Source organism: Paraburkholderia xenovorans (genome assembly GCF_046030735.1).
Lineage (GTDB): Bacteria > Pseudomonadota > Gammaproteobacteria > Burkholderiales > Burkholderiaceae > Paraburkholderia > Paraburkholderia xenovorans_A.
The window spans coordinates 1-25,978 of record NZ_JAQQBV010000059.1 but is presented as its reverse complement, the minus strand read 5'-3'; the positions used below and the strand labels follow the sequence as shown (position 1 = coordinate 25,978).

At 61.7% G+C, this 25,978-nt stretch carries 26 protein-coding genes and 1 pseudogene; 16 read left to right on the top strand and 11 right to left on the bottom strand.

What is annotated here, in order from left to right; genetic code table 11:
• The 3 genes and pseudogenes from PQQ51_RS32680 to PQQ51_RS32670 all read left to right on the top strand — a co-directional run.
• A pseudogene (locus PQQ51_RS32680) lies at positions 1–220 on the top strand (threonine ammonia-lyase, biosynthetic); the annotation flags it as partial.
• A 324-nt stretch (positions 221–544) separates the two neighbouring features.
• A complete protein-coding gene (locus tag PQQ51_RS32675) occupies positions 545–1,717 on the top strand; it encodes a 4-hydroxybenzoate 3-monooxygenase (RefSeq protein WP_408501332.1) in 1,173 nt (390 codons plus the stop codon).
• Between the two features lie 152 nt (positions 1,718–1,869).
• Entirely contained in the window at positions 1,870–2,133 is a 264-nt protein-coding gene (locus PQQ51_RS32670) for a hypothetical protein (RefSeq protein WP_408501331.1), read from the top strand.
• Positions 2,134–2,261: 128 nt separating this feature from the next.
• On the opposite strand, the gene PQQ51_RS32665 is transcribed toward PQQ51_RS32670, so the two are convergent.
• Positions 2,262–2,510, bottom strand: a complete 249-nt coding sequence (locus PQQ51_RS32665; protein ID WP_408501330.1) for a hypothetical protein — start codon at positions 2,508–2,510, stop codon at positions 2,262–2,264.
• 862 nt (positions 2,511–3,372) lie between these two features.
• On the opposite strand from PQQ51_RS32665, the gene PQQ51_RS32660 reads away from it, so the two are divergent.
• Positions 3,373–3,798: a nuclear transport factor 2 family protein gene (locus PQQ51_RS32660; RefSeq protein ID WP_408501329.1), complete on the top strand. Its 426-nt coding sequence runs from the start codon at positions 3,373–3,375 to the stop codon at positions 3,796–3,798.
• 54 nt (positions 3,799–3,852) lie between these two features.
• On the opposite strand, the gene kdgR is transcribed toward PQQ51_RS32660, so the two are convergent.
• The 3 genes from kdgR to kduI all read right to left on the bottom strand — a co-directional run bounded on the left by kdgR (position 3,853) and on the right by kduI (position 6,514).
• Positions 3,853–4,716, bottom strand: a complete 864-nt coding sequence (gene kdgR, locus PQQ51_RS32655; RefSeq protein WP_408501328.1) for a DNA-binding transcriptional regulator KdgR — start codon at positions 4,714–4,716, stop codon at positions 3,853–3,855.
• A gap of 137 nt (positions 4,717–4,853) precedes the next feature.
• A complete protein-coding gene (gene kduD, locus PQQ51_RS32650; RefSeq protein ID WP_408501327.1) occupies positions 4,854–5,609 on the bottom strand; it encodes a 2-dehydro-3-deoxy-D-gluconate 5-dehydrogenase KduD in 756 nt (251 codons plus the stop codon).
• Positions 5,610–5,677: 68 nt separating this feature from the next.
• Positions 5,678–6,514: a 5-dehydro-4-deoxy-D-glucuronate isomerase gene (kduI, locus tag PQQ51_RS32645; protein WP_408501326.1), complete on the bottom strand. Its 837-nt coding sequence runs from the start codon at positions 6,512–6,514 to the stop codon at positions 5,678–5,680.
• Positions 6,515–6,823: 309 nt separating this feature from the next.
• On the opposite strand from kduI, the gene kdgT reads away from it, so the two are divergent.
• The gene (gene kdgT / locus PQQ51_RS32640) at positions 6,824–7,855 is read left to right on the top strand and encodes a 2-keto-3-deoxygluconate transporter (RefSeq protein WP_408501325.1); all 1,032 of its coding nucleotides are present in this window, start codon (positions 6,824–6,826) and stop codon (positions 7,853–7,855) included.
• 129 nt (positions 7,856–7,984) lie between these two features.
• Here the strand turns inward: kdgT and PQQ51_RS32635 are convergent, their stop codons facing one another.
• A complete protein-coding gene (locus PQQ51_RS32635) occupies positions 7,985–8,578 on the bottom strand; it encodes a GNAT family N-acetyltransferase (RefSeq protein ID WP_408501324.1) in 594 nt (197 codons plus the stop codon).
• Positions 8,579–8,773: 195 nt separating this feature from the next.
• Positions 8,774–10,219, bottom strand: a complete 1,446-nt coding sequence (locus tag PQQ51_RS32630; protein WP_408501323.1) for an NAD-dependent succinate-semialdehyde dehydrogenase — start codon at positions 10,217–10,219, stop codon at positions 8,774–8,776.
• Positions 10,220–10,626: 407 nt separating this feature from the next.
• Here PQQ51_RS32630 and PQQ51_RS32625 point away from each other — a divergent pair, with 407 nt between their 5' ends.
• Complete coding sequence (locus tag PQQ51_RS32625) at positions 10,627–10,830, top strand: cold-shock protein (RefSeq protein WP_408501322.1); 204 nt, start codon at positions 10,627–10,629, stop codon at positions 10,828–10,830.
• A 45-nt stretch (positions 10,831–10,875) separates the two neighbouring features.
• Here PQQ51_RS32625 and PQQ51_RS32620 read toward each other — a convergent pair whose 3' ends face one another.
• The 3 genes from PQQ51_RS32620 to PQQ51_RS32610 are packed head-to-tail and all read right to left on the bottom strand — an operon-like array spanning position 10,876 to position 13,653.
• Positions 10,876–11,652: an ABC transporter ATP-binding protein gene (locus tag PQQ51_RS32620; RefSeq protein WP_408501321.1), complete on the bottom strand. Its 777-nt coding sequence runs from the start codon at positions 11,650–11,652 to the stop codon at positions 10,876–10,878.
• Between the two features lie 9 nt (positions 11,653–11,661).
• A complete protein-coding gene (locus PQQ51_RS32615) occupies positions 11,662–12,576 on the bottom strand; it encodes an ABC transporter permease (protein WP_408501320.1) in 915 nt (304 codons plus the stop codon).
• Positions 12,577–12,594: 18 nt separating this feature from the next.
• Positions 12,595–13,653, bottom strand: coding sequence for an aliphatic sulfonate ABC transporter substrate-binding protein (locus PQQ51_RS32610; protein WP_408501319.1), 1,059 nt, complete (start codon positions 13,651–13,653; stop codon positions 12,595–12,597).
• Between the two features lie 206 nt (positions 13,654–13,859).
• On the opposite strand from PQQ51_RS32610, the gene PQQ51_RS32605 reads away from it, so the two are divergent.
• Positions 13,860–14,750 carry a ProQ/FinO family protein gene (locus tag PQQ51_RS32605; protein WP_408501318.1) on the top strand — a complete coding sequence of 297 codons (891 nt, stop codon included), beginning with the start codon at positions 13,860–13,862 and terminating at the stop codon, positions 14,748–14,750.
• Between the two features lie 17 nt (positions 14,751–14,767).
• Here PQQ51_RS32605 and PQQ51_RS32600 read toward each other — a convergent pair whose 3' ends face one another.
• A complete protein-coding gene (locus PQQ51_RS32600; RefSeq protein WP_408501317.1) occupies positions 14,768–16,129 on the bottom strand; it encodes a TAXI family TRAP transporter solute-binding subunit in 1,362 nt (453 codons plus the stop codon).
• A gap of 118 nt (positions 16,130–16,247) precedes the next feature.
• Between PQQ51_RS32600 and PQQ51_RS32595 the strand changes: the two genes are divergently transcribed.
• The 3 genes from PQQ51_RS32595 (at position 16,248) to PQQ51_RS32585 (ending at position 18,099) form a co-directional block, all read left to right on the top strand.
• Positions 16,248–16,700 carry a DUF2946 domain-containing protein gene (locus tag PQQ51_RS32595; RefSeq protein WP_408501316.1) on the top strand — a complete coding sequence of 151 codons (453 nt, stop codon included), beginning with the start codon at positions 16,248–16,250 and terminating at the stop codon, positions 16,698–16,700.
• 104 nt (positions 16,701–16,804) lie between these two features.
• Positions 16,805–17,701 carry a hypothetical protein gene (locus PQQ51_RS32590; RefSeq protein WP_408501315.1) on the top strand — a complete coding sequence of 299 codons (897 nt, stop codon included), beginning with the start codon at positions 16,805–16,807 and terminating at the stop codon, positions 17,699–17,701.
• 14 nt (positions 17,702–17,715) lie between these two features.
• The gene (locus PQQ51_RS32585) at positions 17,716–18,099 is read left to right on the top strand and encodes a copper resistance CopC family protein (protein WP_408501314.1); all 384 of its coding nucleotides are present in this window, start codon (positions 17,716–17,718) and stop codon (positions 18,097–18,099) included.
• 100 nt (positions 18,100–18,199) lie between these two features.
• Here the strand turns inward: PQQ51_RS32585 and PQQ51_RS32580 are convergent, their stop codons facing one another.
• Positions 18,200–18,874, bottom strand: a complete 675-nt coding sequence (locus PQQ51_RS32580) for a hypothetical protein (protein WP_408501313.1) — start codon at positions 18,872–18,874, stop codon at positions 18,200–18,202.
• A 321-nt stretch (positions 18,875–19,195) separates the two neighbouring features.
• Between PQQ51_RS32580 and PQQ51_RS32575 the strand changes: the two genes are divergently transcribed.
• From PQQ51_RS32575 to PQQ51_RS32550, 6 genes are all read left to right on the top strand, one after another.
• Complete coding sequence (locus tag PQQ51_RS32575; protein WP_408501312.1) at positions 19,196–20,275, top strand: homoserine dehydrogenase; 1,080 nt, start codon at positions 19,196–19,198, stop codon at positions 20,273–20,275.
• Positions 20,272–21,702, top strand: a complete 1,431-nt coding sequence (locus PQQ51_RS32570) for an aldehyde dehydrogenase family protein (RefSeq protein WP_408501311.1) — start codon at positions 20,272–20,274, stop codon at positions 21,700–21,702. The genes PQQ51_RS32575 and PQQ51_RS32570 overlap by 4 nt, the downstream gene beginning before the upstream one ends.
• Positions 21,703–21,815: 113 nt before the next feature.
• A complete protein-coding gene (locus PQQ51_RS32565) occupies positions 21,816–22,721 on the top strand; it encodes a homocysteine S-methyltransferase family protein (protein WP_408501310.1) in 906 nt (301 codons plus the stop codon).
• 13 nt (positions 22,722–22,734) lie between these two features.
• Entirely contained in the window at positions 22,735–23,181 is a 447-nt protein-coding gene (locus PQQ51_RS32560; protein WP_408501309.1) for an Lrp/AsnC family transcriptional regulator, read from the top strand.
• A 495-nt stretch (positions 23,182–23,676) separates the two neighbouring features.
• The gene (locus tag PQQ51_RS32555) at positions 23,677–24,795 is read left to right on the top strand and encodes a branched-chain amino acid ABC transporter substrate-binding protein (protein ID WP_408501308.1); all 1,119 of its coding nucleotides are present in this window, start codon (positions 23,677–23,679) and stop codon (positions 24,793–24,795) included.
• 111 nt (positions 24,796–24,906) lie between these two features.
• Positions 24,907–25,978, top strand: a 1,072-nt coding sequence (locus PQQ51_RS32550) for an aldehyde dehydrogenase family protein (RefSeq protein WP_408501307.1), incomplete at its 3' end; no start/stop codon positions are given.

The following is a 25,978-nucleotide window of genomic DNA, read 5'->3' as shown; positions in this document are numbered from 1 at the left end:
GCGGCCGGGCGCGTTGATGAAATTCCTGTCGTCGATGGCGCCGAACTGGAATATCAGCCTGTTCCACTATCGCAACCAGGGCGCGGACTACAGCTCGATTCTGGTCGGCGTCCAGGTGCCGGCCAGCGAGAACAGCGAGTTCGAACGTTTTCTCGCGACGCTCGGTTATCCGTACTGGGAAGAGACGCAGAACCCGGTTTATCGATTGTTCCTTGCCTAGCATTTGAAGCGACGTGCGGCACGTTGCAATATGTGCCGCACGTTACGCGTTGACGCGCTCAACGGCTCGGTTTCCCATTCCCAATTGCGTCGGGGTTTACCTTAAGACCACGTTTGAATCACGCTTAGGCATCCACCACTGCTAAATAGCCGCAAGTGCTTGCCCCACAGGGTCCTTGGGCATTTTCACCAGCATAGGCACTTCGACTTCGGTCACTCGCTATCTCAAAACTAGATACAGCGTATCTACGATATCGCGTTGCGCGATACAAGCCCTGATCGTCAAACTGCGTGCAAATCAATCGCTGCATTCAGGAGACAACTCATGCGCACCCAAGTCGGCATCATCGGTGCCGGGCCCGCGGGCCTGCTTCTTTCCCACCTTCTTCATTTGCGCGGTATCGATTCCGTCGTGCTCGAATCGCGCACTCGCGAACAGATCGAATCGACGATCCGCGCCGGCGTACTCGAACAGGGGACGATGGACCTGCTCACCGAAGCCGGCGTCGGCGCGCGGATGAAAGCCGAAGGCGCGCTGCATCACGGCTTCGAACTCGCTTTCGAAGGCAAACGCCGTCGCATCGATCTGACAGGACTCACCGGTCATTCGATCACCGTCTATGCGCAGCACGAAGTCATCAAGGATCTCGTCGCGGCCCGCATCGCGGCTCGTGGCGAATTGCGCTTCGGTGTGACCGATACATCGATACACGGCATCGACACCGCGACGCCTTCGATCCGCTATCGCCACGACGGCGAAGAGCGCGAACTGCATTGCGACTTCGTGATCGGTTGCGACGGCTCGCAAGGCGTGTCGCGCGCGGCGATCCCGCAGGCGTTGCGCAACGACTATGAGCGTGTCTATCCGTTCGGCTGGTTCGGCATTCTGTGCGAAGGGCCGCCTTCGTCGGACGAATTGATCTACGCGCGCCACGACCGCGGCTTTGCGCTGGTCAGCACGCGCTCGCCGAACGTGCAGCGCATGTACTTTCAATGCGATCCGAAAGACTCGGTCGACAACTGGTCGGACGATCGGATCTGGGCCGAGTTGCACGCGCGGGTCGATTCGCACGACGGACAGAAGGTCGTCGACGGCAAGATTTTCCAGAAGAATATTGTCGGCATGCGCAGTTTCGTGTCCGCGACGATGCAGCATGGCCGGCTCTTTCTCGCCGGCGACGCCGCGCACATCGTGCCGCCGACCGGCGCCAAGGGCATGAACCTCGCTGTCGCCGACGTGCGTGTGCTGACCCAGGCGCTCGCGGCTTTTTACACGGAAAATCGTAGCGATCTGCTCGACGGTTACAGTGAAACCGCGCTCAAACGCATCTGGCGCGCAGAGCATTTCTCATACTGGATGACGAGCATGATGCACCGTATCGAAGGCGCGTCCGCGTTCGAGCAACGGCTTCAGGTGGCGGAACTCGAATACGTGACGACCTCGCGCGCGGCGGCCACCGCGATGGCGGAGAACTATGTGGGTGTGGCAGCGGTGTGAACGTGGCGGCGAGCATTGTGGTGCCAAAGGCAACAGTGAATTCATGATCAGAGCATTTATCCGGATCGGCTAGCCCCATAGACTGTCTTCACTCGCGGTGCATCAGGCGTCGTACATGCAGCGCGTACAAGACAACCTCTGGAGGTCGCATCATGAATTCGCTTATCAAGGCTGTTGCTGTCGCGCTGGTGCTCGGCGCTCCGCTTGCTTCGTTCGCTCAAGCGATGGATCAATATGCGCCGCCCGCGCGGACCCGTGCGGACAATGCTCAGGTTTCGCAAGGTCGCGTCGCCGCGCAAAAAGGCAACGCGGACAGCAGCGGTTACGGGCCGAACGGTCACGGTTCGTGGCAAGCAGGCAATTCCAGCGATACGACGGTGAGCTCCTACTCGCCGCCGATCTACAACATGCGTTAAACGTGCGTCTGACTGACGTCGCGCAAGGGCGTACCTCTCAAGACAAAAGCCGACTAGCGGAATGATCCGATAGTCGGCTTTTGTCGTTTTGTCGTTTTGTCATTTACGCATGTCAATAAGTTGGCCCGCTAGGGCGTGCGCAACAAGGTCAGTTCATTGCGCAGCAATGCGATGAGGTCTTCGTCAGTGGGACGTGTGCCCCAATGCCGCGCGCCTGCCGCCGAAGCGATCGCCATCCACGAATGCGGTGGAAACCATTCGCGCAGCGTGATGCCGTTCTGACGCAAACACAATTGACCAGTCTGTTCGCTGTATTCGGCGCACACGAGCATGCCGTCGAGTTGCGCGGTCACGCGTCGTGGGTCGTTGCGTACCAAATCGTTACTCCTGCGAATGTCGGCGTTCAATAGCGGTGATAGTGATCGTGATAGCCGCCGCCATCGGGGACGATGATGCAACCGCCGAGCGTACTGCCGAGCATGACGGCCAACAGGAGCATTGCGAGAGTTCGTTTCATGACGTTGCCTTCTGGTTCAGGTTTGAACGAACTCTACTGAGTGCCTGAATTACCGGTGTGTTTGTGTGTAACAGGACGTGTCGATTCCAGTGCATGTGCGTGCCGTGTGTTATTCGATCGGAAGGACGCACGGGGAGGCGCTATGCCGGCGGTTCACATGCCGCGCAAACCGTTGAGCACGCTACGAAAAACGTCGAACGCCGACGCTCGGCGGAACGCCTGCGTGCACGGCTTTTCTGTCTGCGAAAAAACGCACTGCGTGTGGCACGGGATGACCTCTCATCCATGCACGACGGATACATTCGGTTTCAGATCGACCGATATCGTGATCGTCCCGCACGCCCTGGGCGTTCTGTCTGTTTCCCTTCGTTTATTTCGCGGTCGATGCGGATGTTCGGGATTGCCGTCTCTTCAATTGCGGAACAGGGGTCCAAAGCTAAGATGTCGTACGACATGAGCCAGTGTAGGTCGTGCAATCGACCGGGTAAACGATAGGCAATAAGTCCGCACAAATCGGAACAGCGTTCCTATTCACAGTGCTATATTGCGTCAAACAGTGATCGCGCGATGTAGAACGCACCGCAATCGCAAAAGGTCCAGGATTTTCACACGCGCCCGCAAGCTGCTCGGGAGCGTACGACATCGCATATCTTCGGCCGCGTCAGGCATAGGCCACCGTGCCCGTCGATCGTGCTTTCTAATCCAGAAGAAGGAGTTCGCCCATGAAGAGACTCGTGTTATCCGTCGCCGCTGGTTTGCTGCTCAGTTCCAATGCATTCGCCGCGAGCGGGGACGAAGGTGCGGTCAACGCCGCAGTGCAACGCCTCAGCACCGCAATGATCTCCGGCAACGCGCAACAGATGACGGATCTGACTGCAAAGACGCTGTCTTACGGACACTCGGACGGTCACGTGCAAACCCAGACGGAGTTCGTCACGACGATCGCAAGCGGACAAACGAAATATCGGCGAATCGATCTGACGGACAGCACGACGGCGATCACAGGCGACGCCGCCGTCGTTCGCGATCATTTCTCCGGCACCGTCGATTCGGACGGCAAGGTGAATGAGGTCGACTTCAAGGTCGTGATGGTCTGGCAGAAGCAGCACGGCGCATGGAAGCTGCTCGCGCGCCAAGGCTTTCACTAATAGACGTGCGGACTCGATCGTTAAGAGTCCGTATATTCCGCCGGAGTACGCGTGTCAGCCTTGTTCGACCACCGCCTGCTCCGGCGCAGCCGCCTCGCGATAACCGAGCCGCGCCGAAATCGCGAGACCCGATTGCTTGAGCAGTGCCGCGTAGTGCGATTTGGTATCGGCGCCGCAGCGCATGGTCGGAAATGAAATCGACAGGCCGGCGATCACGCGGCCGAAACGGTCGAACACCGGCACCGCGAGACACTGCAAGCCTTCTTCCTGCTCTTCGTTGTCTTCGCCATAACCTTGTTCGCGCACGCGCGGCAGGATGCTCAGCATCGCTTCGGCGGAGGCGAGCGTCTTTTGCGTCGACTTGCGAAATTCGACGTGCGAGAGCACTTCGCGCGCTTCCGCCGGGTCCATCCACGCGAGCAACACCTTGCCGATCGCCGTGCTATGCAGCGGATTGCGCCGGCCGATCCGCGACTGCATGCGCAGCCCGTAATCGGCGTCGATCTTGTGGATGTAGATGATCGCGTCTTCGTCGAATGCGCCGAGGTGGACCGCCTCGCGAGTGACCGCGCCGATGTGGCGCATTTCGATATCGGCCTCGCGCACCAGATCGACGCTCTCCAGCGCCTTCGCGCCGAGTTCGAACAGACGGATCGTCAAACGGTAGCGCTCGGTCTCGACTTCCTGGGTCACGTAGCCGAGCGCCTTCAGCGTCTGGATCACGCGATGCACGGTGGTCTTCGACATGCCGAGGCGCTGCGACAATTCGCTGATGCCGATCTGTCCGCTGTCGCCGATCGCGCCGAGAATCCCGAACACGCGGCCGATCGACGAAGCCGATTCGCCCTTGTCCGCGCATTCCGCATCCTGCATGCCGGTCGCGGCGTCGTCCTTGCGCTGTCTGCCTGTTGCTGTCATTTCCTTCATTCCCAATCGATTGCGACCCGTACTCGACCTCGCTCCGGAGTGGGCCACGCGCAGGTCTCAAGCACGTCTCAAGCGCTTCTCAAGCACGTAAAGCGCAAGAGCATACCGTGTCCCGCTTCCAGTGCAACCTAGCGTGCGAGCCAGCCGCCGTCCACTGCGAGCGTATGACCGTGCACATAGTCCGACGCGTTCGACGCCAGAAACACGACAGGCCCCGCCAGATCTTCCGGCGCGCCCCAGCGAGCCGCCGGAATCCGCCCGACGATTTCCTCGTTGCGCTGCTCGTCCGCGCGCAATGCCGCGGTGTTCGCAGTCGCCATGTAGCCTGGCGCGATCGCGTTCACGTTGATGCCGCGTGCGGCCCATTCGTTCGCGAGGATGCGCGTGAGGCCGAGCACGCCGCTCTTCGACGCCGTGTACGACGCGACGCGAATGCCGCCCTGAAACGACAGCATCGACGCGACGTTGATGATTTTGCCGCCGCCTTGCTGCAGCACGAACTGCCGCGCGACCGCTTGCGACAGAAAAAACACGCTCTTCAGATTGACGTCGATGACGGCGTCCCAATCGTCTTCGCTGAAGTCGAGCGCGTCCTCGCGACGGATGATGCCGGCGTTGTTCACCAGCACGTCGACGCGGCCGAACGCCTCGAGCGCGGCGCGCACGATATCGTCGACGGGCGCGATCGACGCGAGGTCCGCGCGCACGTCCGCAAAACGGCGGCCGGCGGCGGCGACGCGTGCTGCCGTGTCGCCGGGGTCCGAGCGGCTCACGCCGACGATGTCGCAGCCCGCCGCGGCGAGCGCCACCGCCATGCCCGCGCCGAGGCCCGTATTGCTGCCGGTGACGATGGCGACCTTGCCGGTCAGATCGAAGCTGTTCACAGTGTGAGAATCCTTATTCGTGGTCCGGTATTAAAGCGAGTGTGCGTAGATGTAGAGCAGGCCGGCCATCAACGCAGATCGCGGACCGCGAGGTGATCCATGTCGCCGAACACCTGGTTCTCGCCGACCATCCCCCAGATGAACGTATAGGCGCGCGTGCCGACGCCCGAGTGAATCGACCAGCTCGGCGAGATCACCGCCTGTTCGTTGTGCACGAGGATATGGCGCGTCTGGGTCGGCTCGCCGAGCATGTGGAACACGGCGGCGTCGTCGGCGATGTTGAAATAGAAATACACCTCCATGCGGCGCTCGTGCGTGTGGCAAGGCATGGTGTTCCACAGATTGCCGGGTTCGAGCTTCGTCATGCCCATCGAAAGCTGGCAGGTGGGCAGCACCTCGGGGACGATGAACTTGTAGATCGTGCGGCGATTGCTGGTGGCGGGGTCGCCGAGCGTTTGCGGCGACGCCTGCGCGAGCGTGATCGTGCGGGTCGGATAGGTTTCGTGCGCGGGTGCGCAGTTCAGATAGAACCTGGCCGGGCGGCTCGCATCGTCGCTGCCGAAAGCGATCGCCTGCGCGCCCTTGCCGATATAGATCGCCTCTTCGTTGCGCACGGTGTAACGCTGGCCGTCCACGTCGACCCAGCCGTCGCCGCCGATGTTGATCGCGCCGAGCTCGCGCCGCTCCAGCAGGTGGCCGACGCCGATCGCCTTGCCGAGCGAGCTGGGCACCTCGACGGCGCGCGAAACCGGCCATACGCCGCCGACGATGATGCGGTCGATGTGGCTATAGGTGAGTTTCAACGCGTCCTGCTCGAAAACCTGTTCGACCAGAAACTGCTTGCGCAGCCCCTCGGTATCCAGCGTTTTCGCGTATTCGCTATTGATGCTCTGTCTCACTTCCATTGCTTGATTCTCCGGTCGGTTCGAGGCGCGCAAGTTGATCGTGGGGTGGCGCCGTTCTGCTCTGGACTGTAGCGTAAATTTTCATTTTCGGAACGTCGATCCGAAAATATTGCATCGCCGCATTGCGACTGGCAAGGGTTTCAGGGGATGGAAGGGTAAACGATAGGCGAGAACTCTGTCAAAACCGGAACGGCGTTCCTTGCTCGGTGATATATTGCGCCGAACGGGATTCGAGACCGGCGCGATGCATAGGGCATCGCTCCAGGGCCGATTTACCTGATAACTGGACGGATAGTCCCTGGAGGAGGCATGAAGATCAAAAAGGCCATCGACCGCGTTCCTGGCGGTCTGATGCTGGTGCCGTTGCTGCTCGGCGCCTGTGTTCACACGTTCGCGCCGGGTGCGGGGAAGTATTTCGGCTCGTTCACGAATGGATTGATTAGCGGCACCGTGCCGATTCTGGCGGTGTGGTTCTTCTGCATGGGCGCGACGATCGACTTGCGCGCGACCGGCGTGGTGCTGCGCAAATCGGGCACGCTGCTGATCACGAAGATGCTGGTGGCGTGGCTCGCGACGATCATTGCGGCGCACTTCCTGCCGATCGACGGCGTCAAGGCCGGGCTATTCGCGGGCCTGTCGGTGCTCGCGATCACCACGTCGATGGACATGACCAACGGCGGTCTGTACGCCGCGGTGATGCAGCAGTACGGCAGCAAGGAGGAGGCGGGCGCGTTCGTGCTGATGTCGATGGAATCTGGCCCGCTCGTCAGCATGATCATTCTCGGCGCAACCGGCGTCGCGTTCTTCGAGCCGCGGCTGTTCGTCGGCGCGGTGCTGCCGTTCCTCGTGGGTTTTGCGCTCGGCAATCTCGATAGCGAGTTGCGCGAATTCTTCGGCCGCTGCGTGCATCCGCTGATTCCGTTTTTCGGTTTCGCGCTCGGTAACGGCATCGATCTGAACGTGATCGCGACAAGCGGTTTGCCGGGCGTGCTGCTCGGCCTCGGCGTGATCGTCGTGACCGGCATTCCGCTGATTCTCGCGGATCGCTGGATCGCGGGCGGCAACGGGGCGGCGGGGCTGGCCGCGTCGTCGACGGCGGGGGCCGCGGTGGCCAATCCGGCGATCATCGGCGAGATGATTCCGCGCTTCAAGCCGCTCGTGCCGGCCGCGACTGCGATGGTCGCCACCGCGTGTCTGATCACGGCGATTCTGGTGCCGATTCTCGTCTCGCTGTGGGTGCGCAGGTTTAATGCGGGCCATGCGTCGCGTGAGGAGGCCGGCGCGGCTGGGGCAACCACAACGCCAGCGCCGCCGCTCAAGGAGCGCGACGTACACGTTTGATGCAGCTTGGTGAGAGCCGTTTTCGATGCAGCGTGCGGCGTGAGGCCGCCGCTGCATGAAGCTGCCGAATGAAGCGGCTAAATGAAGTGGCTAAACGAAGCGGCTAAACGAAGCGGCTAAACGAAGCGACTAAAGCTTCGCTTCCAGCATGGCCTTCACGTCGGGCCATTCGTCGTCGATGATGCTAAAGCGCACCGAGTTGCGTTTGCGCCCGTCCGGCATGATCCGTTCATGCCGGACAATCCCTTCCTGTTTCGCACCGATGCGCAGAATCGCCGCGCGCGATCGCTCGTTGAGCTCGTCGGTGGTGAACTGCACGCGCACGCATCGCATCGTTTCGAATGCATGGCTCAGCAGCAGGTACTTCGCTTCCGTGTTGATCGCCGAGCGTTGCGCCGATTTCGCGAGCCACGTATGGCCGATTTCCAGCTTGCGGTTCGTGCGGTCGATCTTCCAGAACCGTGTGCTGCCGACAATGGTCCCCGTATCGCGTCTCGCGATCGCGAACGGCATCACGGTGCCGGCGTCGCGGCCGGCAAGCGCTGTTGCGATGTAGGCGTCGATCGTCGCGGGGCCGGGTACGACGGTGAGCTTCATGTCCCATAGTTCGCCGTCCGCGGCGGCATCGAGCAGCGCCTGCGCGTGGTCTTGCCGCAGCGGCACGAGTTCGACGCGGTGCCCGCTCAGCGTGGGCTGGATGAGGTGACGCGAGGTGTCGTTCATGGGGGGGCGGTTGCTGCGTGGTTGGCAGCGCATCATCATAAAGCGAAGAGGGCGGCGGCTGGCGCACATCCGCGAAAATTGCCGAACTCATCGCAATGAAAAAGAAAAAGGTCCGCGAACCAGGGTTCGCGGACCTTTTCCGTTCAACGGGACGAGGTGGCCGCCTTCAGCCGCCGTCAGCCACCCTCACCAACCTTAAGCGGCCGTCACCGAGACCGACTTGGTGACCAGATACGCTTCCATCGCTTCCGGACCGCCTTCCGAGCCGTAGCCCGAATCCTTCACGCCGCCGAACGGCATTTCCGGCCACGGCGTAGCCGGCTGGTTGATCCACAGCATGCCGACTTCGAGTTGCTGCGACAGCAGATGCACGTTCTTGAACGACTTCGTGAACGCATAACCGGCGAGGCCGAACGGCAGGCGGTTGGCTTCGGCGATCGCGTCCTCGAGCGTGTCGAAACCGCGGATCGCGGCGATCGGGCCGAACGGTTCGTTGTTGAACACGTCGGATTCGAGCGACACGTTGCTCAACACGGTCGGCGCGAAGAAGTTGCCTTCCGTGCCCACGCGTTCGCCGCCGGTCTCGACCTTCGCGCCGGTTTTGCGCGCGTCGTCGAGCACCTTGCTCATTGCGCTCAGGCGGCGTGCGTTGGCGAGCGGCCCGAGCGTGGTGCCTTCGGCGAGACCGTCGCCGAGCTTGAGGCTTTCCGCATGCTTGACGAGGGCCGCCGCGAATTCTTCACGGATGCTGTTGTGCACGAGAAAACGCGTCGGCGAGATGCAGACCTGGCCGGCATTGCGGAACTTCGCGGCGCCGGCCGCTCTCACGGCGAGCGCCACGTCGGCGTCTTCCGCGATGATCACCGGCGCGTGGCCGCCCAGTTCCATCGTGGCGCGCTTCATATGCGAACCGGCCAGCGCGGCCAGTTGCTTGCCGACCGGCGTCGAACCGGTGAACGTTACCTTGCGGATCACCGGATGCGGGATCAGGTAGCTCGAAATCTCGGCCGGATCGCCGAACACGAGGCCGACCGTACCGGCCGGCACGCCGGCTTCCACGAAGGCCTGCAACAACGCGGCCGGCGACGCCGGCGTTTCTTCCGGCGCCTTGACGAGGAACGAGCAGCCGCTTGCCAGCGCCGCGCTCAGCTTGCGCACGACCTGATTGACCGGGAAGTTCCACGGCGTGAACGCCGCGACCGGGCCGATCGGCTCTTTCAGCACCAGTTGCTGCACGGCGAGGTTGCGCGGCGGCACGACGCGGCCGTAGACGCGGCGGCCTTCGTCGGCGAACCATTCGATGATGTCGGCGGCGGACAGCATTTCGACGCGTGCTTCGGCAAACGGCTTGCCTTGTTCCTGAGTCATCAGGCGCGCGATGTCCGATGCGCGTTCGCGCACCAGCGCGGCGGCCTTGCGCATCGTGGCCGCACGTTCGTTGGCGGGAATCTTGCGCCAGGCTTCGAAGCCGCGTTGCGCGGCAGCCAGCGCCCGATCGAGGTCGGCGATGCCGGCGTGGGCGACCTTGCCGATCGGCTGGCCGGTAGCGGGATTGACGACGTCGAGGGTTTTACCGCTGGCGGCGTCGCACCATTCGCCATTGATCAGAAGTCGGGTATCGGTATAGCTCGAGGTGGCCATGCTTGGGTTCCTGTAAAAGGGAAAACGACAGGACGCGCGGTCTCGCGAAGCGGGTGGACCTGTGCGTCCAGGGATGGACTGCCGATACCAATCATCTTATCTGATTGTGAAAGATCGTACCTCCGGCTGCCCATGCGCCGACGGACCGCAATACGCGGCACGCGGGTTGCTACACGGATTGTCGCAGCGGAGGAAAAGCCGGCTGAAGCGCCGTCGGATGAAGAGGCGTAGAGTCGGGAGGCGCAAAGTCAGGTCGCGGCAGCAGGAGCCGGCATAAGCTGAGCCAAGCGGACCTAAGCCGACACGCGATGCGACCCGCGCAAAGCAGGCCGAACCAGGCCAGACCAGGCCAGACCAGGCTGAAGCAGGCGAATGCAGTCAATCAACCAGATGCACAAGGAATCGACATGCCAACCGGTACAGTGAAGTGGTTCAACGACGCGAAGGGCTTTGGTTTTATTACACCGGACGACGGTGGCGAAGATCTGTTTGCCCATTTCTCGGAAATTCGCAGCGACGGTTTCAAGTCGTTGCAGGAAAACCAGAAGGTCAGCTTTGAAATCAAGCAGGGACCGAAGGGTAAGCAGGCGGCGGACATCAAGCCCGTATGAAGGGGGTGGCCGGCTCGCGCATCCCCGTGCGCGGCCGGCGCGAAGTTATGCGTAAGCGGGCGGCGTCGCGCTGATTCCGTCGAGCAAGGTATTGCGCAGTTCCGCGAGCGCGGTGTCGCGCCGGTCGCGCGGATGCCGTGCGGTGACCGCCGTCTCGCGCACGAGACGACCCGCGCCATGCGGGCCTGCGGTATTCAGCAGCAATACGCGGTCGGACAAATACAGCGCTTCGTCGAGATCATGGGTGACGATCAGCGCGGCCGTGCCGTGCGCGCGCGTCAACGACAATAAAAGGTCTTGCAGACGCATGCGAGTCATTGCATCGACGGCGCTGAACGGCTCGTCGAGCAGCAGCAGATCCGGCTGGGGAAACAGGCCGCGCGCGAGCGCCACGCGCTGCGCCATGCCGCCCGACAGTTGTTTGGGCAGCGTCGCGCCCGTGCTCGCGAGGCCGACTTCGTCGAGCAATCGCGCGACGCGCGGGTCGCCGCCTTGCCGCGGACCGGCGGAAAACGCGACGTTGTCGGCGACGCTCAGCCACGGCAGCAAACGCGGCTCCTGAAAAATCACGCCGAGCCGTGCCGACGGTCCACGCTGCGCGAGCCCGTCGAGCCGCACCTCGCCGTCGAAGCCGCGGTCGAGTCCGGCCAGCACGCGCAGCAGCGTGCTTTTGCCGCAACCGCTCGGGCCGACCAGGCTCACAATTTCGCCGCGTGCAATGCCGAACGTGATGTTTTCCAGCACGGCACGCGTCGCGTAGCGCTTGCCGACCGCACGAACCTCGAGCAGCGGCGGTTGGAGGGAAAGATTGCGTGCGCTCATCGGTTCATTTCATCCCTTGTTCGCGGCTTTCGGCGCGGGCTCGCCGCTTGCCGTGTCGCGCCATGCCAGCACGCGCGCTTCGAGCGCTTTGAGCAGGCTGTCGCTGAGCTTGCCGAGCAGCGCCAGCAGCAGGATCGCGCCGAATACGAGGTCGGGGCGGCCGGTTTCGCGGCCGTCGCTCAGCAGATAACCGAGGCCGCGCGTCGCCGCGATCAGTTCGGCCGCGACCATGAACATCCACGCGAGACTCAGGCCCGTGCGCAAGCCCGTGAAAATGTGCGGCAACGACGCGGGCAGCAGAATCCGCGTGAACAGCGCGCGCCGGCTCAAACGGTTGACTTCGCCGAGTTCGATCAGTTTTCTGTCGACGCCGCGAATGCCCGCCACCACGCTCAACTGCACCGGAAAAAACGCGCCGATTGCGACGAGGGTGATTTTCGGCGCTTCGTCGATGCCGAGCCACAGCAGCAGGATCGGCACCCACGCGAGCGACGGGATCGCGCGCAACGCCTGGAATGCGGGGTCGAGGAGCGCGTCGAGCCGGCGGCTCAAGCCCATCGCCGCGCCGATCAGCAGCGCGAGCGCCGAGCCGGTCCCGAAGCCCACGAGCACGCGCAGCGTGCTCGCGCCGATATGCCGGCCGAGCCGCGCGCCGCCCAGTTGCCACAGCGTGTCGACGATGCTGCTCGGTGCGGGCACCAGATGCTCGGGCAAGATCGACGTGCGCACCAGCACCTCGATCGCCGCGAGAAACGCGAGCGGCAGAATCAGTCCGGCGATGCGCCAGCGCCGGAGCGGATCGCCCGACGGTCTTACGGCGCGTGCTGCTCCTGATGCCGCTGCTGCGGGTTCCGCCCGCACGGTGTCATCGTCCGCGGCTTGCGATGCGGGGCGATGAAGCGCGAGCGAGTTGTCGGTAGCCATGTAGGTCGAAGGCCCGCGTTACTTGCCGTTCGCGGCGATCACCGGCTGTGCCGACTTCTCGTCGATCAGCGCGTCGATTACCTGGTTCAGATCGGTGCCGGGTTTCACCAGTTGTTCCTGCACGAGAATCGGCGCGGCGGCCTTGAGCGCGGCGAGTTGCTGCGGGCCGGGTTGCGGATGGCTAAAATCGTTGCGGCTCAATTGCAGTTTCGCGACCGGCAGCGACAGCTTCGATTCCTCCGCGACGATCTGCGCGGTTTCGTTCGGATGCGCGGCGATCCACACGCGCGCTTTCTCGTAGACCTTCAGCACCTGCGCGAGCGTTTCCGGATGATCGCGAACGAAATCCTCGCGCGCATCGAGAAAGCCCCACGTATTGAACTCGACGTTGCGATACAGCAGCTTCGCGCCGTCGTCGATCTGCGCGGCCGCCATGTGCGGATCGAGCCCGGCCCACGCATCGACCTGGCCGTTCGCGAGCGCGGTGCGGCCGTCCGGATGTTGCAGGTTGACGATTTCGACGTCGTCGCGCGACAGGCCCGCCGTGTGCAACGCGCGCAGCGTGAACAGGAATGGATCGGTGCCCTTGGTCGCAGCGATCTTCTTGCCCTTGAGATCGGCGAGCGTTTTGATCGGCGAGTCCTTGCGCACCACCAACGCGGTCCACTCCGGGCGCGAGAAGATGTACACCGCACGAATCGGATTGCCGTTCGCTTTTGCGAGCACGGCGGCGAGGCCGGCGGTCGAGCCGATATCGATCGCGCCGCTGTTCAGATACTCGAGCGCGCGGTTGCTGCCCAGGCTCAGCACCCACTTGACCTGCGTATGTTGCGGCGCGAGCGCCTGCTCGAGCCAGCCGTTGCGCTTGATCACGAGGCTTTCGGGCGAGTAGTACGCGTAGTCGAGCTTCAGCTCAGCGGGGGGCGCAGCGCGCGCGGCACCCGGCGCGAGCAGCGCGAAGGTGCCGGCGGCGGCCAGCAGCAGCGCGGCGAAGCCCGCATGCAGACGCCTCGCGTGCTGTGTGCGTGAAGAGAAGGAAGAAAGCGAAAAGCGCGCCGTGCCCCGCGAGACTTTCATCGGATGGTCCTGTGGTGTCGTTTAGTTGTGACCGGTCAATGTAGTCAATGCGCATGGCGAACTGAACCAATAAAAACTCACAATGAAAGCAGTTTGAGCGCTATTGCGGAAACGTGGCGCGGCGGCCGTCCACACGGCGTCACGAGCCTGTATCCACACGCTGCTACAATCCCGATCTTTCCTGTTTGAATTTTGACTTTTGCGCTATGGGTTTCGAACAACTCGCTGAACTGAAGAAGCAACTGGCCGCGGCTCGGGCCGAAGCCGTCCCCGCCGCCAAGCCTGCCGCGAAAGCGGGTGCGAGGCCCCCGCGCAAACCGGGGCCGCCGCGCCGCGGGGCGCCTGGCGCTGCGCACGATGCGAAGCAGGATGCCCGGCCGGATGCAAGGCAAGATGCAAAGCCGCATGCCAGGCACGACGCAAAGCGCGATGCGAAGCCACATGCACGGCACGACGCGAGGCCGAATGCCGGGTCGAATGCAAAGCCGGACGCGAAGCCGGTGGACCCGGTGGTCCGCTCGATCGGACGTCTGCAAAAGCGCTTCCCGAATGTGTTTCCGAAGAACCCGGCGCCGAAGCTGCCGTTGAAGGTCGGCATTTTCGAAGACCTCGTCGCGCATGCGAAGGAACTGTCGCTGAGCGAAGCCGAACTGCGCGACGCGATCAAGACGTGGTGCCGCGGCAGCCGTTACTGGGCGTGTCTCGTCGAAGGCGCCGCGCGCGTCGATCTGACGGGCGGCGCGGCAGGCGAGGTGACCGCGCAGGAAGCAGCCGGCGCGCAGCGTTTGCAGGCGCATCGCGCGGGCAAGGCTTCGGCGAAATCCGCCAATGGTTCTGCGAATGCGGCCGGGAGTGCGGTGGCGGAAGCAGCAACAAATGCAGCGGCTGAAGCAGCGGCGAACGCTGCGACGGATGCGGCGGCACATGCTTCAAGCGAGGCTAACGCCGGCGTCTCGACCCAGGCAGCAGCGCAGCTGAAAGACGACGCGCAGACCGCCGCGCCTGAAGCAAGCGAAGCCGCCACCCCGGCGGCGGCTTCACAAGCTGATCAACAGGCCGATCAACAAGCCGACCAGCAAATCAATCCGCAAGCCTGAAGCAACGCCGCCCCGCGTCAGGGGTGGCTGCGCTGCCACGAAACCGCTCCGAGCCGGTCGCGCACGAAGCCGACGTGTTCCCGCAACACATAGAACGCGTCGGCATAAGCGAGCGGCATGCGCAGCCGATTCAACGACGCTTCGATCTGATCGAGTTCCTCCACCAGCTTCTTGCGCTCGTCCTCCGTCGAGTTCGCGAGCGCGCCGCGTTCGATCGCGATCAGCGCGCCGTAATAGCGATAGATGCGTGAGCGCACTCGCCACCGGTACAACGCGGGGATCAGCCGCATCGCCGGAAACAGCAGCACCGCGACCGGCAGCAACAGCACGAGCGTGCGATCGCCGATGCTCGCAAGCCAGAACGGCAGCGTGCGATATAGAAAACTCTTGCCGGTCTTGTAGTAGCGCTGTGCGTCCTCGCTGATCTGATATTCCCGCGCGACCGGACTCGGAAACTCCCCTGCGCGTTGCAGCAGACCGGGCATCCCGTGCACCTCCTGCGCGGCTTCGATCAGCAGGTCGGAGATCGCCGGATGCAGATTGGTCCGCGCGACGATTTCAACCGTCGGACTGATCAGATGCACGGTGTCCGGCGGAATCCTGTGCCGCAAATCCAGCACGCCGGGCGGCAAATCGATCTGATCGAGATACGGAAAGAGGCGCGTATAGGCGCTCGCTTCGTCGAAGTTCATCACCGAGATGCCGGGCACTTTGAGCACGCGCAGCATCAGCCCGCGAGTCGCGGAGTCGCCGTTCAGAATCGCCGCGTCGACTTCGCCCGAGACGAGTTGCGTGGCAGCCTGCAAGCCGTCGCTCGGCACCAGCGTCGTGCTGCCGCCGGGTCCGATGCCGTTCGCTTCGAGCAGCTTCAGCGCGAGCAGCCGCGTGCCGCTGCCTTCGCGGCCGATCGCGATCCGCTTGCCTTCCAGTTGCGAAAGCTGGTTCACGTTCGTGCCGCGATAGAACACCACCACCGGGCTGTAAAACACGCTGCCGAGCGACATCAGCGACGACGTATCGAGACCGTCCGCGATGCCGCCTTGCACCAGCGCCAGATCGACATGCTGTTTCGGGTCCAGCAGACGCTGCAGGTTCTGCACCGAGCCGTCTGACTCCAGCACCTTCAACGTGATGCCGTTTTTCGCCAGGATCTTGCGGTACTGTTCGGCGGCGACGAAAAAGGAACTGTCGCGTGAGCCGGCGCTCATCGTGATGGTTCTCGGCGGCGCCGGATCGATCACCCAGACCACCAGCGCCACCACGGCGACCACCAGCGCGGCGACGATCACATAGGCCAGCGTGTGATCGCGCCACTCGGCATGCGTATGATCGCCGGGAAACTGCGGGAGAGGTGGACGAGGGGGGCGAGGCGCTTTCATCGACACTCCATGCCGGTAGCGGGGATGACGCATTGTCTACTGTCGACGACCGACGCGCAAAAAATGCGTGACGGGTGGCATAATCGGGCCCAGTTTGTCACGGGTCGTCGGGCGCATCTTGAGTCGTCTCCAGCAGAAGATCGGCAGTTGGTTGGGATTGCTCGCGATCCTGATGGCCACGCTCGCGCCGACGATCTCGCATACGCTTGCCGCCCGTCGCGGTGAAAGCGGGATGCAAGGCGAGCATTGTTCGATGCCGTCGATGAGCGGGATGATGTCGATGGACGACATGCCGGCGGTCGCGAGCATGCAGTCCATGCATCTGCTGCAACCCCCCGCCGCGAACCCTGCCTCGTTCGGCTCCGACCACAAGCACGCCTCCCTGTCCGACGGCGACGCATGCGGCTATTGCAGCCTGCTCGCGCACATGCCGGTGGTGCCGAGCGTCGAGGCGCTGTTCTTCATCACCGTGCGGGCGATCCAGCAACGCGTCGCCGTCCGTTTCGAGAGCGTTCGCCGTGTCGAACCGCTCACCTTCGCGCAGCCCCGCGCGCCGCCGTTCAGCGCCTGATCCGAAGCCATATCGCTGCGATGCCATGCGTGCATCGCGATGCCGCCGCGCGCCCATTCGAAGCCGCGTGGTGGCCTTTTCACGACTCCAGAGCAGGATGAACCATGCACAACTCTTCGACGCGCCGCGCGCTGCCGCTGCGCGTGGCAGCGCTCGCCACGGCTGTGGCAAGCGCATTACTTCTCGCGCCGACGCTGGCGAGCGCCCATGCAATTGCAGGCGACCGCGTCTTTCCTTCGACGATGGCCGTCGACGATCCAGGTGTCGGCGACGAAGCCAACCTGCAGTACGGCCATCAACGCGTGCCGGGCGACAACGGCGATCAGAGCATCAACACGTTCGACTTCGAATACGACAAGCTGCTTACGCCGCGCCTCGCGGTGTCGGTCGACGGCACCTACGTGATGCAAAATAATCCGAAGGCACGCGGCTTCGACAACTTCGGGGTCGGCCTGAAGTACCTGCTGTATGTGAACGACGCGCACGAGTTCATGACGTCGGTCGGCGTCGATGCGGAACTCGGCGGCACGGGCAGCCGTGCGATCGGCGACAACTTCTCGACGATCTCGCCGACCGTCTATGCGGGCAAGGGCATGGGCGATCTGCCGGACGCGCTCAAATACCTGCGGCCGATCGCGATCACCGGTGAAGCCGGCCCGGCGCTCACCACGGGCGCGGGCCAGCCAAATGCGTTCAACTACGGCATTACGGTGCAGTACAGCTTGCCGTATCTGCAACAGCATGTGCGTGACGTCGGCTTGCCGCAACCGCTTGCCAATGTGATCCCGCTGGTGGAAATTCCGTTGTCGAGAAGCCAGGGGCAGACGACCGGCACGGTCAATCCGGGCTTTATCTGGATCAATCGCTATGGCCAGTTCGGGCTCGAAGCGCAAATCCCGGTCAACCACGCGAGCGGGTCGCACGTGGGGATTCTGGTGCAAGCGCATATCTTCTTCGACGACGTGGCGCCCACCACGATCGGCAAACCCCTCTTCCAGTAACGAAGGAACACATGATGAAAAACGCTCTGATTAACCGGCCGCGCCTCGCTGCGGCAAACCTGTCGTTGCTCGTCGCGGGACTGGCGCTGAGCACCGCCGTATTCGCGCATGTCTTTCCGCAGAAGCAGGAACCGGGTGCGGGCGCGACGGTCGCGTCGCCCGCGCAGGTGCGGATCGTTTTCGACGGTCCGCTCGAACCGGCGTTCAGCTCGTTGACGGTCACCGACGCGAGCGGCAAGCAGGTGAACACGGAGAAGTCCGCAGTCGACGCGCAGCAACGCGCGGCGATCGCGGTGCCGCTGCCGACGCTGGCCGCGGGGCACTATACGGTGCATTGGGCCGCGGTCGCCTCGGACGGCCATCGCACGCACGGCGATTATTCGTTCGATGTGAAATAGAGCGAGTAGCATGCGGAAAACGGCCGCGCGTTGCGGAATCGGCCGGTACACCACGACGATGATCGTTGCGCGTCGACATGGCTTTCATCCTGAAGCGATGTCAGAAGTAAAACGGCATGGTGTTTTTCAGTCCGACGATCTCCCGTATTGTATTGAACGATGTTGAAAGCGCCTCCCGGCAGGATTCTGTTTCGCCAAGATCGACCGGTGCGAAATGAAGACTATCGATGCCTGCCGGGAGTGGAAACGGGCACTCAATGCCCAGGTCCGACTCCGTGACGATGGCTGTTCCCGCTATGTCCGTGAGACTGATAAATACACGAGCGGGCAGGCCAGTTCCCAACTGCTTGAGAATGGGTATCGCATTGGCGGAGAGCGCTTTAAGCAACGGCAGTTCGTACGCGCCGGGCCACCACGTTCGGGCTTCATTGCCCCAGCCGCCTGCCGCGAGCACACTGACGAGCTCTATCGATCTGTCCGCCGCGACATGGATGTATTGACTGTGCCGTCCGCCGCGGTCGGGGGCGGACGACGCCAACCATGTATCACCGCGAGACTGGACTTGTAGTTGCTCGATATGCGACGGCATGAAGCTAAGAAGCGGATGGATATCTTCTTCCGATAGCGGCTTGCGTCGACCCAAAGCGGCGGTTTCGTGCGCCTGGATCTGGGTGACGACCTTCGGCCCATCAGCGAGCGGCAAGTGCGCCAAACCGTGGCTCACTGCGGCAGTGCGATCGTGAGCCAACTGCTCCATCGGACTTGACTTGTTCATCTGCTTCTCTCCAGCCCAATTTGTGCGCGTACTCGGCGCCCTGTCCGCACTCGTCATATCGAAGCACTACCAACCGATGCCTTCGTTAAAGGAGCCGCTATTGTTTAACTCGAAAACTTCAATGTCAACATCAACACGCGCTTGAATGAGTACTCGTTTTTTCTCGAAGTAACAGGTGCCGCGCGAGCGCATTGCATTGCGCCAATAGGACTTAACCGAGTGCAGTCAGACGTGCTTCTTTATGAGCAAAAGGCTGAATTTGTAGATCAGTTCGCATGTTTAGAATTCGTGCCTGGTTACTAAATCGACACGGTGGAGAACATGGAACTAAGACTGGCATTGATTGGATTCGGCGGTGTCAACCAGGGTCTGTTCGAGCTGTTGCTGACGAAACAGGACGACCTCCGGAAGTACGGGATCGACGCGAAGATCACCGCGGTAACGGATCTGCGGCTAGGCACGGTCATCAATCCGGCCGGTATTGACACCGGGGCGCTTCGCGCAAGTATTCAGGCGGGACTTTCATCTGTACCCCTCGAGGCCGATCCCGGTACCACCGTCACGCCCGATGCCGACCTCGATGCAACGCTGAAGCTGGTCGCATCCGACTTTGTCGATGTCGTTGTCGAGGCAACGTTTACCGATCCGCAAACCGGCGAACCGGCACTGTCGCATTGTCGTACCGCGCTGGAAAGCGGCAAGCATGTGATCACGACGAACAAAGGCCCAATCGCGCTTGCGCAGAAAGAGCTCGTCAGCATTGCGAACAGACATGGCGTTCTCCTTAAATATGAAGGAACGGTCATGAGCGGCACGCCCGTCCTTCGGCAGATAAGCACGACGCTGCGCGGGTGCGAAGTCACGGGTTTTTCCGGCATTCTCAACGGCACATCAAACTTTGTTCTGGGCGAAGTTGCGGCCGGCAAGACATTCGATACCGCTATTAAGGAGGCGCAGGTATTGGGCTATGCGGAAGCCAATCCCGCTGCTGACATTGAAGGTTCCGACGTGCAGCTCAAGGTCATGATCATGGCGAACGCGCTGTGGGGTGCAGGTCTTTGTCGGGACGACGTGTCTTGTCAGGGAATTACCCGGCTGACCGAGCACGAGATCCGGCGTGCGATGACTGAAGGTGGCGCATGGCGTCTGGTCGGTTCGGCGCGGCGCTCACCGGACGGCACTATCGTGGCAAGCGTGGAGCCCAAGGAATTGCCGGCCGGTCATCCGCTGCTCGCAGCGACGGGCGTCACGAACGCGATCAGTTTCGACACGGATGTTCTGGGCCTGGTCACCGTGACCGGACCGGGTGCCGGTCGCGTCGAAACCGCATTTGCGATCCTTTCCGATCTCATCGAAATTGGCGAGAAAGTCGTCGCCGATGCGACGGAGGCTGCAGCATGAATTCGTCTTTGAAACAGGGGGAGGGCGTATCGCGCAGCAGTTTGTTCGATGTGTTGTCCCCGTTCGATCGATCAGTGGTCGGCACCGTGCCTCTGTCGCAGGTGGCAGACACGCAGGACGTGATCGCGCGCGCGCAACATGGGGCGTTGCAGGCTGCCGCGCTGACTCGCGGCAGGCGGGCCGAGATGCTGTTCAAGGCGGCGGATCTGGTCGAGCAACGTGCGGAAAACTTCGCCGTAACCATTGCGTCGGAAGCGGGCAAGACAATACGACAGGCCCGTAAAGAGACCGCGCGTTGCGTGAATACGCTCAGGCTATGTGCGGAAGAGGCGAAGCGGCTCGCCGGAGAGATCATTCCGTTCGATTCCTATGCCGGATCCGAGAACCGGTCGGGGTATTACACGCTGGAACCGCTTGGCGTGATTCTCGCCATTACGCCATTCAACGATCCGCTGAACCTCGTCGCTCACAAGCTCGGGCCGGCAATCGCAGCGGGGAACGGGGTGATCCTGAAACCATCATTGCTCGCTCCACTGTCGGCGCAGGCTCTCACCGAATGTCTGTGGGAGTCTGGCGTTCCTGCCGATGTGCTGCAGATCGTCCATGGTGGACCGGACGTTGCGTCCGCGCTGGTGCGGGAAAAGAGCATCCGTATGGTGACATTTACCGGCGGCCCGGCCACTGGCGAGGCCATCACGCGTGATGGCGGCCTGAAAAAGATGGCGATGGATCTGGGTGGAAACGCCCCTGTCATTGTGATGGCGGATTGCGATCTACGGGACGCAGCAGAGTCCTGCGTTTCCGGATCGTTCTGGGCGGCGGGGCAGAACTGCATTGGCACGCAACGCATATTCGTTGCTGCGTCCGCCTTCAACCAGTTCGTCGAGTATTTTGTCGAACTAACGAAGAAGATGGTCGTGGGTAATCCGCTGGATGAGGCGTCGGATATGGGCCCGATGATCACCGAAAGTCAGGCGGAACGTATTGAACGATGGGTCGACGAAGCGGTGTCGATGGGCGCGCGAGTGCTGACGGGTCATCGCCGGGAAGGCGCGCTCTACTATCCGACCGTGCTCGTGGATGTCCCCTCTCACTGCCATTTGTGGGCCGACGAGGCTTTCGCTCCGGTTGTGTCGATCAGCAGCTTCGCCAACCTTAAAGATGCGGTGGCTGCCGCCAACGCGTCGGAAAGTAGTTTGCAGGCCGGCATCTTCACGAACAACCTCGAAGCCGCTTTGGCGGCGGCCGGCTCGCTTCAGGCAGGCGGCGTGATGATCAACGACTCGTCCGATTATCGTTTTGACGGCATGCCCTTCGGCGGTTTCAAGTACGGCTCGCTCGGGCGCGAGGGCGTGCGGTTCTCCATGATGGAAATGACCCAGCCAAAGGTGATCTGCTTCAAACGGAACACAGCAAACTACGCGTGACGTCTAGCGGATGTGATGAATAAAACATCGATTGCCGGCTGCATCGTCGCCCTGGTCACGCCTATGCACGAACGCGGCACCCTTGACCTGGCGTTCAATGTTTCAACGATGCAATGAGCGGATTCACTCTATTGGACGCAGGCATGAGGCTGGCCCTCAAACAGATCAGCGCGCCGTTCATGCCGCCTCGAACCACCGCGCTCGCGCTTGTCGAAGATCCGGATCTGATCTGTCGTGTTCACGCCAGATCGATCAATGCAGGCGTCGGCATTATTCGGGCGAACAGCCACGAACCGCTGTCAAAGTACGTTGGCGAGAAGCGCTTCGGACTGAATGTGGACCAGCTTGCGTCACTGGCCGGGGAATTGGCGCGGCAGGCGGCCCGGAACTGCGCACGTGCGATACGTGTGGCGGGACCGCTGCCTGTGAATGCGCGAGCTGACTATTCGGCGCGCGGTTCGTCGAAGGACCGGGATCGGACGTTATCGTTGCTGGTAAAGGGATTGTCGCCTTATGTCGACATGTGGATGGCCGAGCATCTGGCAAACACGGAAGATCTGCTTGGCTTCGAGCTGGCGTTGCGCGGGGACGGCAAACCACGCTGGGCGTCTTTCGGCGTTCGTCGCCATCATGACGATGAGCTTCGAGCAACCTTGCAATCCGGTGAAGCGGTGGAAGACGCCGTCATTGCTTCACTGTCTTCAGGTGTAACGGCGATTCTGCTGGAAGGGCATTGTCCGGACGCACTGGCCTGCGCACTCACGGAAGCGCGTAACGTGCTCAGACGAGAGGACGTGGACGTACCGCTCGGCGTCCTGCTGCGAGACTTCGATCCCGGGGCGAAGACGGGTGGGAGTAGAATTCGCGGCACCGCCGATTGCCCATCCTGGGACGATCGCATCGATCAATGGTTGCCTCTCGGCGCCACCCTCATCGGTGGATATGACGGGAGTACGGCCGAAGAGCGGACAACGTCTGGCAGAATGAGACACAAAGAGAATTCGCCATGTCACTTCTAATGTGTGGTGTCCTTTGAAAATCGACGCAATCGACCAGATGTTGATCGACGAACTGGTTCGTGATGCCCGCACCCCGCTTGCGGCGCTCGCGGAAAAGGTGCACTTGTCCCGGCAATCGGTTAGAAATCGAATCGACAGGCTGGAGGGTCTCAAGGTCATCAAGGGATACACGGTCCGCCTGGGCCGTCCCCCGGAGAACAGTACGGCGAGGGCAGTAATCCTCGTGTACCGGAAAGATCGCATGCGAGGGGCCGATGTGATTACGGCGATCTCCCGCATTCCGGAGGTGACCTATTGCGCGGTGATGAGCGGCGAGGTCGACCTGTTGGTGCATATCGACGCAATCTCGAACGAGCGGGTCAGCGAGATCTGGAATCAGATCAGCGCGATGGAGGGCGTCCAGAACACCACCACCTGCTTCGTCTTGTCCTGTCTCGTCGATAAATCCGCCGAGCCGTAATCGACCGAAGGGTGCAAATTCCGCCCTTCATCCCGCTTGCTACTTCCTCTGGAATCCTGAAACCACTGTAGGAAACCCTGGGCGCGTGTGCCCGAATTTCATCATGCATTCCCATCAGGAATTGCCGATGCCGCAATGTCGCTTGTGATCGCGAATTTGGCTTTATAAGCTCATTTCCAGTCCGGTTTTACGTCATTCCGATCCTGATCAACACGGGAAAAAAGTAAATCGGATTGATGTGAGGAAAAGTTGTTTCATGGGCTGTCTGCGGAGACAGGAATAGTCCAGATTGCCGGTGTGAGCAGGCGCCGGGAATCGCAGATGGAGGAGCGTTGGGCGCGTCAGGTGCAAACCGGACTATAGAAATTTTGCATATCCGCGAGCGAAATTCGAGTATCTGATTTTAAGTTTCATAAATTTATTTCAAACCAATAGACTGTCTGTGCAGTATTTAAAAAGGTGATTTAAATGAAATGTGCAACTCGAAATGTGCTTATGCCGGTGCTGTTGCTGACCTGTCTGGCGGGCACGCTCACTTCGGCGAACGCGGATCAAAACGTTACGATCGGATATGTCGGGCCATTGACAGGTCAGATCGCGCAAACCGGAAAGGATGCCGAGAATGGCGTGAAGCTTGCGATCGATGAGGCGAACGCCGCAGGCATCACGATCAAAGGCCAACCGACCCATTTCGCCCTTTTGTCGGAAGACGACGCGGGGGAACCTAAGACCGCGGTCACGGTAGCGCAAAAACTAGTCGATGCAAACGTGAATGGCGTCGTCGGGCACATTACGTCGGGTGCGACGATCCCCGCATCGAAGATCTACGCGGCCGCCGGCATTCCTGAAGTTTCTCCGTCGGCGACCAATCCGGAATTCACGCGGCAAGGATTTGCGACGGCGTTTCGTGTGATCGGTGACGACAGCTATGTTGGCGTAGTCGTTGCCCGTTATCTGGCCGACGAGAAGCACTACAAGCGTGTTGCGGTCATCGACGATCGTACGGCTTATGGGCAAGGCCTCGCAGACATCGTTGTAAAAAGCCTGAAGGCAGCGGGTGTCGACGTTGTCGATCGAGAGTTTGTTTCGGACAAGACAATCGACTTCCGGGGAATTCTCACGGCAATCAAATCGAAGGATCCGCAGGCTGTCGTTTTCGGTGGCGTGGACACGCAAGCCGGGTCGTTGCGCAAACAGATGACGGGCCTTGGGATGACCACGCCGCTGATCGGGGCGGCCATCGAGACCGAGCAGTTTGTCACGCTTGCGGGCGCCGCGGCGGCTGAAGGTACGGTTTCGGCAGAGTCGGGGCAGCCGCTCGCCAAAATGGCTAACGGCAAAACGTTCGACGAGAAGTTCAGGAAGAGGTTCGGCCCCGTCTTGATTTACGCACCGTATGCGTACGATGCGGCGTGGGCCCTTATCAATGCGATGAAGCTCGCCAACTCGACAGTCCCCGCCGACTATTTGCCGTTCATGAAAAAGATCTCATTCGACGGCGTTACCGGCCCCATTGCGTTTGATTCGAAGGGTGATCTTCGCGCCGTTGCCGTATCGCTCTATCGAGTACAGGACGGCAAATTCCAGTCATTTTCCACGCTGACGGTCAAGTAGGTGTGAACGAAGTATGACTGGTGTTAGCAGACTCGGTGCAGTCCGTCGTCGGTTCGGAGTTCGAATGCTCGAGGTCAGGTTATTTTTATGTTTTCCGAACAGGCAAGAACCATGAGACTCGAGCGAAATTTTGTTCACGGGCGTTTCATCGAACCTGGTAGCAGTGAGCAGATTGCCGTCTATAACCCCGCTACTGAAGAACTGATCGGGCACGTATCGTCTGCCTCGAGCGAGGAAGCGGTAACCGCGGTGGAAGCGGCGGCCGCAGCGCAAAAGACCTGGGGGAAACTGCCTTCGGCAGCACGCGCCGGGTATTTGCATAAACTCGCAGACGTACTGGCCGAATGCGGGCCGGCCATTGGCGCAGCACTCGCGGCGGAGTCCGGTAAGAGCGTCGAAGACGCCACCGCCGAAGCGATATACGCCAGTGAGATCACCCGCTATCACGCCGAATGGGCACGCCGCATTGAAGGCGAACTCATTCCGAGCGACACACCCGACGAAAATATCGTGCTGCATCGCGAACCGTTTGGTGTTGTCGCGTGCCTGATTCCGTTCAACTACCCGGTCTACACGCTCATGCGCAAGGTGGCGCCGGCGTTGATTACCGGCAATACCGTGGTGGTCCGGCCGAGTAACCATACGCCGATGTGCGCGTTCGAGATTGCGAGGGCTATCGAACGCGCTGGTTTGCCCGCTGGCGTTGTGAACATCCTCGCGATGAATCACGCGAGCGCTGAAGCGGTCTGCACGCATCCGGCGGTCGGCATGATCACGCTCACGGGCAGCGTCGCGGCAGGGCGCCAGGTGCTCGAATATTGCAAGGCGAACATCGCGAAGCCGTCGCTTGAACTGGGCGGCAAGACACCCGCGATCATCGAACCGGATGCCGACCTCGACAAGGCCGCGCGTGAACTGGTCGGCTCGAAGACCACGCACTGCGGGCAGCTCTGCACGGCGATCGAACGCGTGTATGTCCACGAGAGCGTGCATGACCGTTTTGTCTCGCTGCTCAAGACGCGGATGAGCGGGATAAAGTCGGGGGACCGCGCTAGCAACCCGTCTCTGATGGGGCCGCTCGTCAACGCCACTGCGCGCCAGTCTATTCACGCGATGGTCCAGCGTGCAATCGAAGCCGGCGCCAAGGTCGAGACAGGTGGCGAGCTGCCGCAAGGGAAGGGTT